Below are 14,775 nucleotides of genomic sequence, written 5' to 3' on the forward strand. Positions count from 1 at the left end.
TCTTTGCGCCAAGGCAAGGACGAAAGGTGCGTTCTGTAGATTTTGTTTGCTCGCGGTCAAAGTGGTTGGTGGGGGCAGGAGCTAGGGTCGGGCGTATTCCGGTCCGGTCGAGCCGCCGCCGCATCGGAAATGTCACGATGGGCGGTCAAGACGAGAACGACATGACAGAGACCAAGCCCTCCATCGACGTACGCACCGTTCCGCCGCGGGAGCGGCATCCGCGCATCTTCGGCATGCTCGATGCACTTCTGCCAGGAAGTTCGCTGCTGATTACCAGCGATCACGATCCGCGCCCGCTTCACTACCAGCTGGAGACGAATTTCCCCGGGCAGTTCGGCTGGGACTATCTGGAAGCGGGGCCGGAGGTCTGGCGCGTTGAAATCGCCAGGATCGAGGACGGCGCGGGCTGCGAATGCTGCTGCGGGTCGGATCACTGATCCGCCCTCGCATCTGCGACCTCGCCGCCGGACTCCGTCGCGCTTTCCGGAGGCAGAGGTCGCAACCGCTCACTTTTGGATAAGACAAATGCCGGGCGCCACGCTTTCCCGATGGACGATGTCCTATTTCGCCGCCGCCTGCCTGTTCCTTGTGATCGGCGAATGCATGCTCGCGGCGGGCTACGGCTATCCCTTCGCCGAGGTGGGTGCTCCCGAGACACTGGCGCTCGTGCATCTTGTTGCCATTGGCTGGCTTGGCCTCCTGATGGTGGGAGCGCTCCTGCAATTCGTGCCGGTTCTGGTGGCCGCGCCGCTGCGGGGAGGACGGCTTGCGGCCCCGGCGCTGCTTCTCATCATTGCCGGGCTTCTCCTGCTCCTCGGCGGTTTTGGGGCGCTTGCGGGCGGGCCGCCGCTTTCGCCGAATCTGCTGCCCCTGGGCGCCGTGGTGATCGTCGCCGGTTTCGTACTTGTGGCCGGCATGCTCGCGGCCACCCTTCTTGCCGCGCGCCCGCTGCCGCATCCGGCCCGCTTCGTCGCGGCCGGCCTCCTTGCGCTGGTGGCGACGGTATTGATTGGCGCTTGCTTTGCCGTGCTGCTTTCGGGCGCGATCGAAAGCGATCTTCTCACCGCCCTTGTCGTTCACGGGGTGCCGCTGCATGCCGCCCTCGGCCTCGGTGGTTGGCTCAGCTTCACGGCCATCGGCGTCAGTTACCGTCTGCTGCCGATGTTCATGCTCGCACCCGACAATGTTCGGACGACCACGAAGGTCGCCTGGTGGGCGGGCACCGCCGCGCTGGGGCTGGTTGCGGCCTCGGTCGGGCTTGCCGTCATCGAGCCTTCGGCCATGACTGGCCTGCTCGTGCTAGCGATGCTCCTTACCCTCGGTCTCACCGTTCTTTACGGAGCAGACGCGGTGCGGTTCTATCGCAAGCGCCGGCGCAAGGCCGTGGAACTCAACATCCGAGCAAGCTATGCCGCCTTTGCAGCCCTCATCGCCTCCGTTGCGATGTTCGCGCTCCCTGCCATGCGGGCCGCCGCCGGGGAGGGGGCTGCCGCGCTCGTCTATCTCTTCGTCTTTGGCTGGCTCAGCGGGCTTGGCCTCGCGCAGCTCTACAAGATCGTGCCATTCCTGACCTGGCTCGAATGTTATGGTCCCGTGCTTGGCCGCGTTCCGGTTCCGCGCGTGCAGGATCTCGTCAGCGAAAGGCGCGCACGCCTCTGGTTCTACCTCTATTATGCGGCCGTGAGCGCGGCCACGTTTTCGCTGTTCATGGGCAGCAACCCGTCGTTTCGCATCGCGGCGCTGGCACAGCTCGCCGCAACCATCGCGCTGATCGTGGAATTCGCGCGCGCCCGAAATCTCTCCGCCGTCGCCGCCGCTTCGCGCTTTCCCGTTGGCGTGCCGCGTCCGCATCTCTTTTTGCCCCCGTTTCGTCACAGGAGTGAGCCATGAACCCTGCGTCCGCAAACAGCCCCGCACCAAGGGAACTCGACGTCCGGCCAATTCTCAGGAGCGGCGGCGAACCGTTCCAGGCAATCATGGAGGCGGTGAGCGGGCTGAAGCCCGGGCAGGCACTGCGTTTGCTCGCGCCCTTCCGTCCGCAGCCGCTCTTCAAGGTGATGGCAGGCCGCGGCTTTGCCCATGCAGCGCGGGAGATCGGTGGTGGCGATTGGGAGGTGCTGTTCACGCCGGAAGAGGCGGGCTCTCCGGTCGCGTTCTCCGCCGATGCCGAGGATCCTGAGGTGTGGCCGGACCCGACCGTCAATCTCGATTTGACCGAGCTCGACCCGCCGGAGCCGATGGTCCGCATCCTTTCGGCTGCCGAAAGCATGCAGGCGGGCGAGGTGCTGTTTGCGCTGCTGTCACGCGAACCGCTTTTCCTCTATCCGGAACTTGCAAAACGCGGACATCAGTGGGCCGGCAATTTCGACGAGACACGCACGACATTCCGCATCTTCGTCCGCGTCGGTAAGGTCAAGGCGTGATGGAAGTGGCAACGAACGAAGCGCTCGCCGGCGCGATCCGCGAGGCGCTGCGCATGATCATCGATCCCGAACTCGGGCGCAGCATGATCGATCTCGGCCTGATCTATGACGTGCGCGTCGAGGATGGCGGCATCGCCCATGTGACGATGACGACGACCACGAGAGGCTGTCCCGCCAGCGAATATCTGAAGGAGGCCGTGAGCAACTGCGTCTGGCACGTCCCGGGCGTCGAATATGCAGAAGTCCGGCTGACCTACGAACCGGCCTGGACGCCGGAGATGATGGCGGACTGACCTTGAAGACCCCTCGCCACACGTGGCATGGCTTAGCCTGCCCCACCCGCCTCTGGCGCTCACACGTCGCAGGAAGGTCGAGACGGGCACCAAAGCCCCTCCGACCTGCGGTCGGGAGGGGCCTTTTCCACGAATTGCAGAGCGGCCAAGTCTTCGCTAGCGCAGCACCCGACGCTCGCGCAGGAGCATCGGTCCATATTCGAGGCAGAAGAGCCCGAATGCGGCGATCCAGAGCCCTCCGGAGGCGGCATAGAGCGTGCTGGCGGTTTCCGGGAACGTCTCCGCAAGCGGGCGCAGCAATCCTGCGAGTACGATAGCCGCGAAGGAAGCGACGGTGAGCCGCGAGGCGGTCAGCGGACGTCCCGTATGCCCGCGGCTGGCGCGCGTCATTACTGCGAGCATCATGGAGGCGATGGCGCCGACGGTGAGCACATGCATGACGGAATGTTCCTGGACGTGGCCGGCCGCGCCGAGCGCGATCGCGGCGAAGCCCAAGGCAACGAAGGCGTAGGCGATGTGCAGCACGACGAGTAGCATTTCGGGCCAGGTGGACCAGCCTTTCCAGCGCGCCAGCCGGATCGTGTGCAGCGTTGCTGCGATTAAACCGACGGCGGCCGTGACGGCATGATCCGGAACAAGCGTCCAAAGGGAGAGTGCGGCAATGCCCGAGAGGATGGCAACAGTATCGAAGCGGTTGTAGGGGACCGGGAAGTCGGTGCGCCCGAGTCGGTTCAGCCAATTGCGGGTGAAGCTCGGCAGGATGCGGCCTCCGACGATCGTGATGAGCGCCACATAGGCGGAAATGCCGAGGCGCATCGCTCGATGAAGGTCGTAATCGCTCTCGATGACCGCCACGTGGAAGCAGGCATTGGCGAGCGACAACGCCAGCAGACCGCCGAGCACTTTCAGGTCCTTCCACTTCCGCCCGGCGATCACCTCGCGCGCGCAGATGAAGAGGAGAGTCGGCAGGAAGAGACTGTCGATCGCTGCGGCGGCGGGCAGGCCGATGGTGTCCGGCGAAATGAGGGCGGCGCGTCCGGCGAGCCACAGCGCGAACAGGCCGGCGAGCGGCCACCCGGAAACCGGCAGCCGGCCCGTCCAGTTCGGCACCGCGGTCAACAGGAAGCCCGCAAGCACGGCGGAGGCGAAGCCGAACAGCATCTCATGCGCGTGCCAGGCAGGGGCGCCATAGGTGCCGGCGAGATCGGCACGGCCGGTGAGGGCCGCGATCCACAGGGCCATGGCGATGACGGCCCAAAGCGCCGCGCCGAGAAAGAACGGCCGGAACCCGTAGGAAAAAAGCACCGGCCCGGTGCGGGCAAGGCCCCGCGGCACATGACCTGCGCGCTCGGCCAGTTTCGATCCAGTCATGATTGCACTCCGATGTTTGGTCGGAAACTGGGTAGCGGAGATACCGAGGCGCTTCTTTGATAATTGGCAAATACGCGGCCAGATCGTGCGGACTGCGGCCGTCCATCTGGTCGCTCTCGCTCGCCAAAATGTCGCACCGAGTGCAATCTGTCTGTTTGTTCCACCTCAAAGAGTACCGCACCGACCCTCCTAGGATGAAAACGACCGGGCGATGTTCGTTCCGTTCTTTCAAGGAGAGGTTCGATGACAGAGAAATTTCAAATGACCCGCCGCAGCATGTTGGCCGGCGCCGCGATCGCGGGCGCGCTGACGCCGCTTGTCGGCGCGATGTCCGCCCATGCCGAAGAGGCCGTCCCCTCCGCCCTGCACACGGCCGCGCCCGTCGATCTCGCATCGCTGCCGCGGGTGAAGGTCGATCTGGTCAGGCCGCCCTTCGTTCACGCCCACACGCAAAAGGCCGAGGGTGGGCCGAAGATCGTCGAATTCACGCTGACGATCGAGGAGAAGAAGCTGGTCATCGACGACCAGGGCACCGAGCTCCACGCAATGACCTTCGACGGATCGGTCCCCGGTCCTTTGATGGTGGTCCACCAGGACGACTATGTCGAGGTGACGCTCAACAATCCGGAAACCAACCAGCTGCAGCACAATATCGACTTTCATTCGGCGACTGGCGGGCTCGGCGGCGGTGCGTTGACAGTTGTCAACCCGGGCGAAAGCGCGGTGTTGCGCTTCAAGGCGACGAAGGCGGGCGTCTTCGTATACCATTGCGCACCTCCCGGCATGGTGCCGTGGCACGTCACCTCCGGCATGAACGGCGCGATCATGGTTCTGCCGCGCGAGGGTCTGAGCGACGGCAAGGGCAATGCGCTCACCTATGACAAGGTTTATTACATCGGCGAGCAGGACTTTTATGTCCCTCGCGACGAGAACGGTAACTTCAAGAAATACGAGAGCGCTGGCGATTCCTATGCCGATACGCTCGAAGTGATGCGCACTTTGACCCCGAGCCACATCGTCTTCAACGGTGCGGTCGGCGCCCTCACCGGTGAGAATGCGCTGAAGGCGCAGGTTGGCGACAAGGTGCTGATCGTCCATTCGCAGGCGAACCGCGACACCCGCCCGCATCTGATCGGCGGTCACGGCGACTATGTCTGGGCGACCGGCAAGTTCCGCAACGCCCCGGATGTCGACCAGGAAACCTGGTTCATCCCCGGCGGCACGGCAGGCGCGGCCTTCTACACCTTCGAGCAGCCCGGCATCTATGCCTATGTGAACCATAATCTGATCGAAGCCTTCGAGCTTGGCGCGGCCGCCCATTTCGCCGTCACCGGCGAGTGGAACAACGATTTGATGACCTCGGTCAGGGCGCCTTCGGGCAGCTGAGCCATGAGCGGCCCGGCCGGCGATTTCCGCCGGTCGGGCCGCTGCTTAAGCAGGTTCCGCAAAAGTGGATCGCAAGGAGGCCGTAATGGCCGCGCTTTCAGAAAAGAGTCAGACTGCCGTTTCGCTTGCGCTCCCGTCGGTGCTTTTCCTTCTCCTTGCAGGTCTCCTCGCACGGGAGACGGGGCTTGTCGGCGACACGGCGGCGGGCGCCGCGCTCGACGAACCGCCAATCGTTCTCGTCACGCCGCGGGAATTCAGCTACCGTGTCTCCGGAGAATTCTTCAAGGGCGGCTATGCCGTCGACGGGCCGATGGTTTCGCTTCACATGGATGGCCCTCTCGCGATCATGAAATACCAGGTGACTGCCGCGGATTATGCCCGCTGTGTCGGAGAGGGGGTCTGTCCACCCGCCGAACCGGAACACCCACCCGCCGACCCCGAACGCATGCCCGCAACGGGCATCAGTTACGATGACGCGCAGGCCTATGCTTCCTGGCTGAGCCGGCGGACTGGCGCGGTTTGGGTGCTGCCGACCGATGAGCAACTTGCCTTTGCCGCCGGCAGCCGCTTTCCCGACGATGCGCTCGGCGTCGACGAGGACAGCGACAATCCGGCCGTGCGCTGGCTTGCCGACTATTACCGCGAGACGGCGCGCAAGGCCTCCCGGGTACCCGAGCCGCAACCGCAAGGCGCTTTCGGCGAGAGCGAGTCCGGGCTTGCCGATTTCGCCGGCAATGTCTGGGAGTGGACGACGACCTGCAGCCGCCGGGTCAGCCTCGACCGGTCCGGAGCGGTGGTGAACGACGCCTCATCCTGCGGAATCTACATCGCCACCGGAAAGCACCGCGCCGCGCTCAGCTCCTTCGTCCGCAATCCGAAGGGTGGCGGTTGCGCCGTCGGGGCACCGCCGGACAATGTCGGCTTCCGCCTGGTGAAGGACACGCGCTGGTACGCGCCGCTTCTGCAAAGGCTCAGAGCCAAAGGGTTCAGCGTTTGACGCGTTTGGCAGGCCTCATCGGCTTTTTTCCTTCTTCGCGGCATGCTAGGAGTCCGGCGGCGATGGACGCATGAAGCGCCGCCTGCGAAGGAAGCTGGAATGAAGATCGACCGGAGTGTCGTACGGTCGCTCTCCCTGTTCGACAGGATGAGTGACGGGGATCTGGACAGGCTGCTCGGCCACGCCACATCGCGGCGCGTGGCGCCGGGCGACAGCGTCTTTGAGCAGGGCCAGTCGGCCACTCATTTCTTCCTCCTCCTGCACGGACGGCTGAAGGTCACCCAGGTGACGGAGGACGGGCAGCAGATCATCGTGCGCGTCGTCCATCCGGGCGACCTCTTTGGTTTTGCAAAGGCGCTGCAGCGCTCCGACTATCCGGGCACCGCGATGGCGGTGGCGGAGAGTGTTGCACTCTCCTGGCCGACGGATCTTTGGCCACACTTCGTCGAGCAGAACCCCTTGCTGGCCGTCGGCGCCATGCAGACGATCGGCAAGCGTCTCGAAGAGGCGCACACGCGCATCCGCGAAATGTCGACGCAGGAGGTCGAACGCCGCGTTGCGCATGCCGTGCTGCGGCTGTCGAGCCAGGCGGGGAAGAAGGAGGAGGGCGGCATCCGTATCGATTTTCCTATTTCCCGCCAGGATATCGCCGAGATGACCGGAACCACGCTTCACACTGTCTCGCGCATCCTGAGCGCGTGGGAGGCCAAGGGGCTGGTAGAGGGCGGGCGCCAGAAGCTCATGATCTGCGACCTCGCCGGCCTGACGCAGCTTGCCGAGGCCGGCAAGGATTGACGGCTGAGCCGACCTTGCAGCGCCGCGCGTCATTTCAGACGCGCAAGGGCCGCAGTAACTCTTTGACTCTGCGCGCATCGAGCTTTCTGAAAATCGAGTGTGATTTTCGGGCCAGTGCTTAGCGGTTTTGTTTGACAGGCATCAAAGAGACGGTGCCGTTTCTGGCCTATCTCCTTATCGAACCGGACAGGGTTCCGAAACGTAAGGAGAATTTCAGTGCGCACAACCGTAAAGAGCCTCGCCGTCGCAGCCATCCTCACCGCCCTTGGCGGGACCGCCTTCGCCGCCGATTTCGAGGTCCACATGCTGAACAAGGGCGCCGATGGCGTGATGGTTTTCGAGCCGGCCTTCGTCAAGCTCAACCCCGGCGATACCGTGACTTTCATTCCCACCGACAAGGGGCATAATGTCGAGACGATCAAGGACATGATCCCCGACGGCGCCGAGCCGTTCAAGAGCAAAATGAGCGAGACCTATAAGGTGAGCTTCGACGTGCCGGGCGTCTACGGCGTCAAGTGCACCCCGCATGTGGGCATGGGCATGGTCGGCGTGGTTGTCGTCGGCGATGCCCCCGCCAATGTCGAGAAGGTGAATGCAGTGAAGTTGCCGAAGAAAGCGCGGGAGCGCCTCGACGCAGCCCTTGCCGCAGCCCTGCAGTAAACCGGGACGAACGCCATTTCCTGATCCCGGCGCGGCTGGTCCGCGCCGGGATTACTCGTAGCGCAAGGCCTCCATGGGCGACTTCTGCGCCGCGCGCATGGCCGGGTAGAGGCCGAAGACAAGTCCAACGAGCGCGGAAAAGACAAAGGCGAGGACGACCGGTTCACCGGTCAATTCGACGCGCATCTCGAAATAGGATTCGGCGACGATGGCGCCGGCGAAGCCCGCCGCGGCCCCGGCAATGCCGCCGGCGACCGAAAGGATCGTCGCCTCGGCGAGGAATTGAGCCAGGACCGTCGAGGGCCTCGCGCCGATCGCCATGCGGACGCCGATCTCGCGGGTGCGCTCGGTCACCGAAACGAGCATTATGTTCATGATGCCGATGCCGCCGACGAGGAGCGAGATGGAGGCGATTGCGGCGAGGAGCTGTGTCAGGGCCGCGGATGACTCTTCCTGGAGCCTCGCGCTCTCGGCCACATTGTTGATCCTGAAATCGTCGGCTTGCCCGGGCGTAAGGCGATGCTGAAACCGCAGCACCTCGCGGACTTCGGCTATCGCTTCTTCTATTTGTTGCTCGGTTTCAGCTTTAACGGTGATCATCGATACAGAGCGTGCCTTCGCGGTACTGCGCCCGAAGAGCTGATCGCGCGCCGTGCTCAGGGGGACGAGGCCGACGTCGTCGAGATCGGAGCCGTCCATCGTCTGCCCCTTCCGTGCCAGCAAGCCGATCACCTCCATGGGCAATTGATTAACCCGGATCATCTGACCAATCGGATCGGTCCCGCCGAAGACCTTTTCCGCTGTGGTAGCGCCGAGCACCACGACCTTGGCTCCGGTCGCGACATCCTGATCGTCGATCAGGCGACCAGCAGCCAATTGCCAGTCGCGAGCGACGAGATAGTCCTCGGTGATGCCGTAGACGCCGGACGACCAATTGTCGATCGCCGTCGCCAAGTGCGCGACACCGGCGACGCTCGGAGCCGCCGCGACGATGCCGCTCGCATCGCCCCTGATCGCCGCGGCGTCCTCGTCGGAGAGGGTCGGACGCGTTCCGGCACCGAGCCGGGCGCCCGCCGCATTGGCCGATCCCGGGATGACCATGATGACGCTCGCGCCGAGCTTCTCGATTTCGTCCTTGATAGCCGCCTGCGTTCCCGTACCGACCGCAACCATCACCACGACCGAGGCCACGCCGATAATGATCCCGAGCGTGGTGAGCGCGCTCCTCAGTTGATTGCCGCGCAAAGCCCTCGCGGCGGTACGCAAGATATCCGGCGCTCTCATGGGAAACCCGCCCAGATAGGTGATTTGCTGTCCGGGTGGGGTTCGGCTCGTAGATCCGATGTGATCCGGCCGTCGGTGAGGGTGATCGTACGGCGCATCGTTTCAGCAATGTCGCGGTCGTGGGTGACGATGACAACGGTCGTGCCGGCGGCGTTGACCTCATCAAGAAGAGAAAGTATTTCGCGGCCCGTCATGGTGTCCAATGCGCCGGTCGGCTCGTCCGCGAGGATCAGGTCCGGTTCATTGACGAGCGCCCGCGCAATTGCCACACGCTGCTGCTGCCCGCCGGACAATTGGTTCGGATAGTGCGACATTCGGTCGGTCAGTCCGACGCGCCGAAGCGCGGTGGTGGCCTTCGCGCGCCGAAGGCCGGGCCGTTGCCGGGCATAGGCGAGCGGCAATTCGACGTTTTCCAACGCCGTCAGCCGCGGCAGCAGGTTGAAGTTCTGGAAGACGAAGCCGAAGCGGCGACAGCGCAGCTCCGCGAGCTCCGGCTTCGACATTCTGCCGACCTCTTCCTCCCGCAGGAAGTAGCTGCCACTGCTCGGGGTATCGAGACAGCCCAGAATACCAAGCAGCGTCGACTTTCCGGACCCCGAGGGTCCCATGATCGCGACGGAGTCGCCAGCGACGATCTCGAGGGAGACGTCGCTTAGCGCCTGGACGGGCGCGTCACTCCCGCCGTAGCACCTGCCGATCCGATCGAGGCGGATGAGCGGCATCATTACATCTCGGGCTGGCGGGGCCGGCCGGACACCGCAGCCTGTCCGCCTGCGATCGCCAATCCGGTTATCGCCCTATCGCCCTCCTTGAGCCCATCGCTCGTGATCGCCGTGAACGAGCCGTCGGTTGCACCCGGGCGCACATGAATCGCGACCGGCAGGCCGTCTCGCTCGACGAAGATCCTGGTTTCGAGGCTTCTCGGTTCACCGGGCGGGCGAAAACGCAGTGCCGCTGTGGGCACTGAGAGCTTCTCGCCACTGTCATCAATGATGATTCGGGCCGTGGCGGTCATCCCTGGCAGCAGTCGAAGTTCGAGATTCGGCGCGCTGGCAACGACCGTATATGTCACCACATTCTGGGTCATCTGCGGCTGCTTTCGGATCTGGACGACTTCGCCGCGAAAGACATTGCCGGGATAGGAATCCACCGTGAACTCCAGCCGCTGTCCCACACGGATGCGGCCGATTTCCGCCTCGGGGATCGAGGCATTGACCTGCATCTCGCGGAGGTTCTGTGCGATCGTGAACAGAACCGGGGCCTGAAGGCTGACCGCCACGGTCTGGCCGACTTCGATGCCGCGCTGAATGATCGTGCCGTCGACCGGCGAGCGGATGACGGTACGATCGAGATCGGCGCGCGCCTGCTTCAGCGTGGCCTCGGCCCCGAGCAAGGCGTGCGTGGCGTTGTCGAGTTCGGCAGAGGCGAGGTCGCGCACGGCCGTGGCCTTGCTCTCCTCCAGCTTGGAGCCAGTCCCATTTATGGCGAGCGCGTGCTTGCGTTCAAGATCGGCTTCCGCGTCGCGCAGGGCCACTTCGGCCTTCTGCACTCCGGCCCTGGCAATGCCCACCTGCGCTTCCGCCTGCTCGACGGCGATTTCAAAGGAGAGCGGGTCGATCAGCGCAATCGCGTCGCCACGACTGACCTCGCCATTGAAGTCCGCATAGATTTCCTTGATCTGTCCCGAGACCTGGGAGCTGACCGAAACAAGCGCGACGGGAACGACGGAACCGGTGACCTGGACGCTCTCGACGATCTGGCGTCGTTCGACGGCGGCGATCCGGTAGCTGGCCCCGTTGGACATGCCATGCGCCTCGCCAGTTCCGGCAATATTCAGCCTATTCCCCAACCCCCACTCGACCGTGAACCAGCAGAGGAGTGCCAGGGCAGCCGATGACAACAACCAAAACCGGATCTTTTGCACGGGCCTATTTCCAAGTGCTCGCAGAACGTATTCACATCACACGCGGTAGAAAAAGGCGGGAGGGGGACGTTGTCCGCCTCCCTATCAGCACGCCTTAGAGCGGGCAGTTCGGCAGGCTGCTGCCCGGATTGCACACGACCTCATTCGTGGTGCTGCTGCCGCCCGGATCAAGGGTCGTGACTTGCTCGACTGTCGTCGAGTGGTCAGCATTGACCTTTCCGGCCGGATTCAGAGCCGTGCAGGCGACCGTGACGGTCGAGATCGTCGGAGCGGTAGTGATCGTCACGTCGGCCTTCCCGACGTTGCCTGCAGAGTTGTAGCTGACGTCACCGAGCGTCGTGGTCTGCTCGCCGCCCGAAATCACGGGTTGGCTGTAGCTGATGGCCCAGCTCCACTTTGCATTCGGCAGTTCGCCGCAGATGTCAGAGCCATCGACGACCGCAGCAAAAGCACCCGAGGTCATTCCCATCACGGTCGCAGCTGTCAAAATCGCAATTTTACGCATTAAATATCTCCTATCGATGCGGTACATCTCACTCGCGGCATTGGCGCCGCGCCCCCACAGCATCTACGGCCTGAGTGCCCCATCCGCTGCCGTGTTGAGACACCTCTGTGCTCGCGGAGCGGGAAATTCAATATATCTCGGAGATATACCATTCCTTAACCATGTGCCGATTTCCTCAGGGTTCAGGCGTCGTGAAGAAGCGGCCGGAGAGGCAGTGAAAACTTAAAAATGGCATTTATTTCAATTGTATGTCGCAAAATGGCGGTCAGCAGGACGGCTGTGCGATGAGCGCAGTGTTGCCCTTAACCAAACGTTAAAAAACTGCGGTTCGATGCCGATGCGATCGGATCGCGCCCGATTGCCGAAGAGCCGTCACTTTCAAGCACGGGCGTTCGCGAGATATCTACCTGGCGAAGCACCGGTGCCGCGCCGGCGCGACACTGGTGCTTCGCCGGGGGAATAGAAGAAGCGCTGCAACTGTTCTTCCGCGATCTGGCCTTACCGTTGTGATGTTAAATATGCTGTGAAATAACAGTTGATTCCATATGCCGCGAAGATATAATCTCAAGTTGTAACTGTTTAAGGCGCTCTCTACTCCTTTGTAGGTAGGAATAATGAGGAATACTTAAGGCGATCGGTTTGCTCTGGCGATCGTCACGAAGTTCAAGTTTCAGTTTTTTCTGGATAATTTCAGCAGGAATTTTCATCAAAGCTATTAACATCCGGCCGCTCTGGCCTGGGTAGGGGGATTTAAATGAACTATATGCAAAATATAGAGCGCGCTTCGTATGCGGAAGCGGCGAACAAATATTTTGACCAGGCATCTTGGCCTCATCGGATGAAGGCAATTAGTGCATGGAGACTGGTGGCCGTCTCGCGCCTTGTCCTGGCGATGTTTGCGCTGCTGGCAATCTATGTCGATCCGACGCAGCCGGCCCGCAGCAGCGAGCTTGCCTACTTCATTTTAGCGGCCTACGTCATCTATTCGGGCGCGCTGGCGGTGATCCTGGAGCGATTTGTGGTGAGCCGCCCGGCCGCGCATCTGGTCCATGGCATCGACATTCTCACCTTCGGCGTGGTGCTCCACCTGACCGATGGGCCGACCAGTCCTTTCTTCGTACTCCTCACCTTTGCGCTGTTTGCCGCGACCATTCGCTGGGGCTGGCGCGGGGCCGTTTTCACGACGATGGCGACAGTCGCCATTTACGGCATCCTGGCTGTCTCGTCCGAGGACCTGATGGACGACCTGAACCGCGTGGTAATGCGCGGCATCTATTTGGTCGTGGCGGGTGTCCTGTTCGCCTATTTCGGCGGCATTATCGAACGCATGCGGCACAACGTCGCCAGCCTGGCAGGATCGTCGGCGCAGGCTTGGCTCGGGGGTGACACGCCGATCGCCTCCGTCCTGCGCCGGGCAGCCGCGATCACCAGAGCTACACGGGCACTGGCCGTGTGGCGGGACGAAGCGGGGTCGGTCCTCAGGGTCGTTGAGTTGGACCGTGGTGTCATCAAGTACAGCGAAAGCGCAAACAAGCTGCCGGCTGTGGACGGAAAGGTGCGTACCGGTGCCGAATTCTGGCGCGGCGGCTCACAGAAGCTGCCGGACTGGCTCATTGGTGGCAAGGCGGAAAGCATGGTCATGGCTCCGCTTCCCGGCGGCTCGGCGGAAGGCTTTGTGCTCTTCGTCGACTGCGAGGAAACGGGAGAGGACCTGCTGCCGCTGGCAGGCGTCGCGGCAGCACGCATCGGCTATGAAATCGCAGAGCAGGACTTGAGGCATCAGCTGATCGAGGCCGCGAAGGCCGAGGAACGCGAAAAGCTGGCACGGGACATCCACGACGACCTGCTGCAAAGCATGGCGGCCGTGGCGATACAATTGGCCTCGCTACCGAAGAAGAGCGGGGGCGAAACGGAGGGGCTCGCCCAGATACGCGCCATTATCGGCGAGCAGCAGGACAAGCTCAGAACCCTCGTACGAGAGGCTATCGGCGAGCGGTCGGCGCAGAAGACATGCCGCGTTGCTGGGCGTCTTAGGAAATTGCTTGTGGAGTTGCAGGCGCAATGGGCCTGCAGCATCGCCCTTTCGGTTGCGCCTCTCGATCTCGTTATGTCGGAGAAGGCGATGAAAGGTGTTTTCATGCTGGTCTCCGAGGCGATCGCCAATGGGGTTCGGCACGGTCGCGCCAGTCGTTTTGAAGTGCACCTCGAAAGCACGCGCACGCTGTTTACGTTGACGATCCGGGACGATGGGGTGGGGCTCCAGGAGCCTGCGAGCATATTCGAATATGAAGCCGTTCTTACCGAGGAGATCGGGTCGATCTCGCTCAGTCGGCGCGTGCAGGCACTCGGCTGGCGGCTCTCGCTTGACAATTCCCCTCGGGGCTTGTCGGTGACGATCAGGGGAGCCCTGGAATGAGCGGAGCGGCTATGGAGAAGAGGAGAATGGCGGACAGCCGGCCGACGACGATCCTGTTTGCGGACGACCATCCACTCGTCCTCAATGCGCTGAAGGGGCTGGTTGGCGCCGACGAGACGCTGCGACCGATCCATTTCGTCTGCGATGGTCTGGCGGCCATTTCGGCCCTCGAGAAGGAGGCGCCGGACGTGGCGGTGGTCGACATGAGGATGCCTGGTCTTTCCGGACTGAAATTTCTCGAAGAGGTCCGAAGTCGGAACCTGCCGGTGCGGGTCATCCTTTTCACGGCCGAAATGAACGATGAGGAGATTTGTGACGCGGTGTCGCTCGGGGTCGATAGCATCCTGTTCAAGCGGTCGGCGCCCGAAAATCTGCTCGACTGTATTCACAAGGTGGCGGTGGGGAACCGCTGCTTTCCCGATGAAAGCATAGCAGCTGCGGTCGATCGGCAACGGCAACAGCGCGAGAGAATGGATCAACTGCTACCGCGGTTGAGTCCCCGGGAAACGGCCATCGCGACAATGGCGGCGAAGCGCATGTCCAACAAGGAGATTGCGAAAGCCCTGGACATCACCGAAGGAACGGTCAAGGTCCACCTCCACAACATCTTCCTGAAGCTTGGCCTCTCCGATCGGTCGGCACTGAGAACATTGCTGTCACCCGTCGTCGATCCATCCCGGCCGCTTTCGGACGGCTGACCGGGACCTATCGACGCGACCTG

Annotated in this window: 15 protein-coding genes; 10 read left to right on the forward strand and 5 right to left on the reverse strand. The window is 63.0% G+C overall.

Features of this window, described 5'->3' with window-relative positions:
- Positions 1 to 161 precede the first annotated feature (161 nt).
- The 4 genes from EKH55_RS21350 to EKH55_RS21365 all read left to right on the forward strand — a co-directional run bounded on the left by EKH55_RS21350 (position 162) and on the right by EKH55_RS21365 (position 2,716).
- A complete protein-coding gene (locus EKH55_RS21350) occupies positions 162 to 437 on the forward strand; it encodes a DUF2249 domain-containing protein (protein WP_151613034.1) in 276 nt (91 codons plus the stop codon).
- A gap of 88 nt (positions 438 to 525) precedes the next feature.
- Entirely contained in the window at positions 526 to 1,890 is a 1,365-nt protein-coding gene (locus EKH55_RS21355; RefSeq protein ID WP_151613035.1) for a hypothetical protein, read from the forward strand.
- The gene (locus tag EKH55_RS21360) at positions 1,887 to 2,423 is read left to right on the forward strand and encodes a DUF2249 domain-containing protein (RefSeq protein WP_151613036.1); all 537 of its coding nucleotides are present in this window, start codon (positions 1,887 to 1,889) and stop codon (positions 2,421 to 2,423) included. Before EKH55_RS21355 ends, EKH55_RS21360 begins: the two co-directional genes overlap by 4 nt.
- Complete coding sequence (locus EKH55_RS21365; protein WP_151613037.1) at positions 2,423 to 2,716, forward strand: metal-sulfur cluster assembly factor; 294 nt, start codon at positions 2,423 to 2,425, stop codon at positions 2,714 to 2,716. The genes EKH55_RS21360 and EKH55_RS21365 overlap by 1 nt, the downstream gene beginning before the upstream one ends.
- A gap of 156 nt (positions 2,717 to 2,872) precedes the next feature.
- Here EKH55_RS21365 and EKH55_RS21370 read toward each other — a convergent pair whose 3' ends face one another.
- Positions 2,873 to 4,087 (reverse strand): NnrS family protein, encoded by a 1,215-nt coding sequence (locus EKH55_RS21370; RefSeq protein WP_151613038.1) that lies wholly within the window; start codon positions 4,085 to 4,087, stop codon positions 2,873 to 2,875.
- 243 nt (positions 4,088 to 4,330) lie between these two features.
- Here EKH55_RS21370 and nirK point away from each other — a divergent pair, with 243 nt between their 5' ends.
- From nirK to EKH55_RS21390, 4 genes are all read left to right on the forward strand, one after another.
- On the forward strand, positions 4,331 to 5,473 hold the full coding sequence (gene nirK, locus EKH55_RS21375) for a copper-containing nitrite reductase (protein WP_151613039.1): 1,143 nt from the start codon (positions 4,331 to 4,333) through the stop codon (positions 5,471 to 5,473).
- Positions 5,474 to 5,558: 85 nt separating this feature from the next.
- A complete protein-coding gene (locus EKH55_RS21380; protein WP_151613040.1) occupies positions 5,559 to 6,470 on the forward strand; it encodes an SUMF1/EgtB/PvdO family nonheme iron enzyme in 912 nt (303 codons plus the stop codon).
- Positions 6,471 to 6,569: 99 nt separating this feature from the next.
- Entirely contained in the window at positions 6,570 to 7,265 is a 696-nt protein-coding gene (locus EKH55_RS21385) for a Crp/Fnr family transcriptional regulator (protein ID WP_151613041.1), read from the forward strand.
- 216 nt (positions 7,266 to 7,481) lie between these two features.
- Positions 7,482 to 7,925, forward strand: coding sequence for a pseudoazurin (locus EKH55_RS21390; RefSeq protein WP_151613042.1), 444 nt, complete (start codon positions 7,482 to 7,484; stop codon positions 7,923 to 7,925).
- A 51-nt stretch (positions 7,926 to 7,976) separates the two neighbouring features.
- On the opposite strand, the gene EKH55_RS21395 is transcribed toward EKH55_RS21390, so the two are convergent.
- The 4 genes from EKH55_RS21395 to EKH55_RS21410 form a co-directional block, all read right to left on the reverse strand.
- Positions 7,977 to 9,209 carry an ABC transporter permease gene (locus EKH55_RS21395; protein ID WP_151613043.1) on the reverse strand — a complete coding sequence of 411 codons (1,233 nt, stop codon included), beginning with the start codon at positions 9,207 to 9,209 and terminating at the stop codon, positions 7,977 to 7,979.
- Positions 9,206 to 9,934 (reverse strand): ABC transporter ATP-binding protein, encoded by a 729-nt coding sequence (locus EKH55_RS21400; RefSeq protein ID WP_151613044.1) that lies wholly within the window; start codon positions 9,932 to 9,934, stop codon positions 9,206 to 9,208. The genes EKH55_RS21395 and EKH55_RS21400 overlap by 4 nt, the downstream gene beginning before the upstream one ends.
- Entirely contained in the window at positions 9,934 to 11,013 is a 1,080-nt protein-coding gene (locus tag EKH55_RS21405) for an efflux RND transporter periplasmic adaptor subunit (RefSeq protein ID WP_151613045.1), read from the reverse strand. The genes EKH55_RS21400 and EKH55_RS21405 overlap by 1 nt, the downstream gene beginning before the upstream one ends.
- A gap of 214 nt (positions 11,014 to 11,227) precedes the next feature.
- Positions 11,228 to 11,638: a hypothetical protein gene (locus EKH55_RS21410; protein ID WP_151613046.1), complete on the reverse strand. Its 411-nt coding sequence runs from the start codon at positions 11,636 to 11,638 to the stop codon at positions 11,228 to 11,230.
- Positions 11,639 to 12,476: 838 nt separating this feature from the next.
- Here EKH55_RS21410 and EKH55_RS21415 point away from each other — a divergent pair.
- A complete protein-coding gene (locus tag EKH55_RS21415; RefSeq protein WP_192803860.1) occupies positions 12,477 to 14,054 on the forward strand; it encodes a sensor histidine kinase in 1,578 nt (525 codons plus the stop codon).
- Positions 14,051 to 14,752, forward strand: a complete 702-nt coding sequence (locus EKH55_RS21420) for a response regulator (protein WP_151613048.1) — start codon at positions 14,051 to 14,053, stop codon at positions 14,750 to 14,752. The genes EKH55_RS21415 and EKH55_RS21420 overlap by 4 nt, the downstream gene beginning before the upstream one ends.
- The last annotated feature ends 23 nt before the right edge of the window (positions 14,753 to 14,775 follow it).

Source organism: Sinorhizobium alkalisoli (assembly GCF_008932245.1).
Taxonomy (GTDB): Bacteria; Pseudomonadota; Alphaproteobacteria; order Rhizobiales; family Rhizobiaceae; genus Sinorhizobium; species Sinorhizobium alkalisoli.

Coding starts and splice junctions, on each gene's coding strand:
- EKH55_RS21350 (WP_151613034.1), top strand. CDS start 162: ATGACAGAGACCAAGCCCTCCATCGACGTACGCACCGTTCCGCCGCGG.
- EKH55_RS21355 (WP_151613035.1), top strand. CDS start 526: ATGCCGGGCGCCACGCTTTCCCGATGGACGATGTCCTATTTCGCCGCC.
- EKH55_RS21360 (WP_151613036.1), top strand. CDS start 1,887: ATGAACCCTGCGTCCGCAAACAGCCCCGCACCAAGGGAACTCGACGTC.
- EKH55_RS21365 (WP_151613037.1), top strand. CDS start 2,423: ATGGAAGTGGCAACGAACGAAGCGCTCGCCGGCGCGATCCGCGAGGCG.
- EKH55_RS21370 (WP_151613038.1), bottom strand. CDS start 4,087: ATGACTGGATCGAAACTGGCCGAGCGCGCAGGTCATGTGCCGCGGGGC.
- nirK (WP_151613039.1), top strand. CDS start 4,331: ATGACAGAGAAATTTCAAATGACCCGCCGCAGCATGTTGGCCGGCGCC.
- EKH55_RS21380 (WP_151613040.1), top strand. CDS start 5,559: ATGGCCGCGCTTTCAGAAAAGAGTCAGACTGCCGTTTCGCTTGCGCTC.
- EKH55_RS21385 (WP_151613041.1), top strand. CDS start 6,570: ATGAAGATCGACCGGAGTGTCGTACGGTCGCTCTCCCTGTTCGACAGG.
- EKH55_RS21395 (WP_151613043.1), bottom strand. CDS start 9,209: ATGAGAGCGCCGGATATCTTGCGTACCGCCGCGAGGGCTTTGCGCGGC.
- EKH55_RS21400 (WP_151613044.1), bottom strand. CDS start 9,934: ATGATGCCGCTCATCCGCCTCGATCGGATCGGCAGGTGCTACGGCGGG.
- EKH55_RS21405 (WP_151613045.1), bottom strand. CDS start 11,013: ATGTCCAACGGGGCCAGCTACCGGATCGCCGCCGTCGAACGACGCCAG.
- EKH55_RS21410 (WP_151613046.1), bottom strand. CDS start 11,638: ATGCGTAAAATTGCGATTTTGACAGCTGCGACCGTGATGGGAATGACC.
- EKH55_RS21415 (WP_192803860.1), top strand. CDS start 12,477: ATGAAGGCAATTAGTGCATGGAGACTGGTGGCCGTCTCGCGCCTTGTC.
- EKH55_RS21420 (WP_151613048.1), top strand. CDS start 14,051: ATGAGCGGAGCGGCTATGGAGAAGAGGAGAATGGCGGACAGCCGGCCG.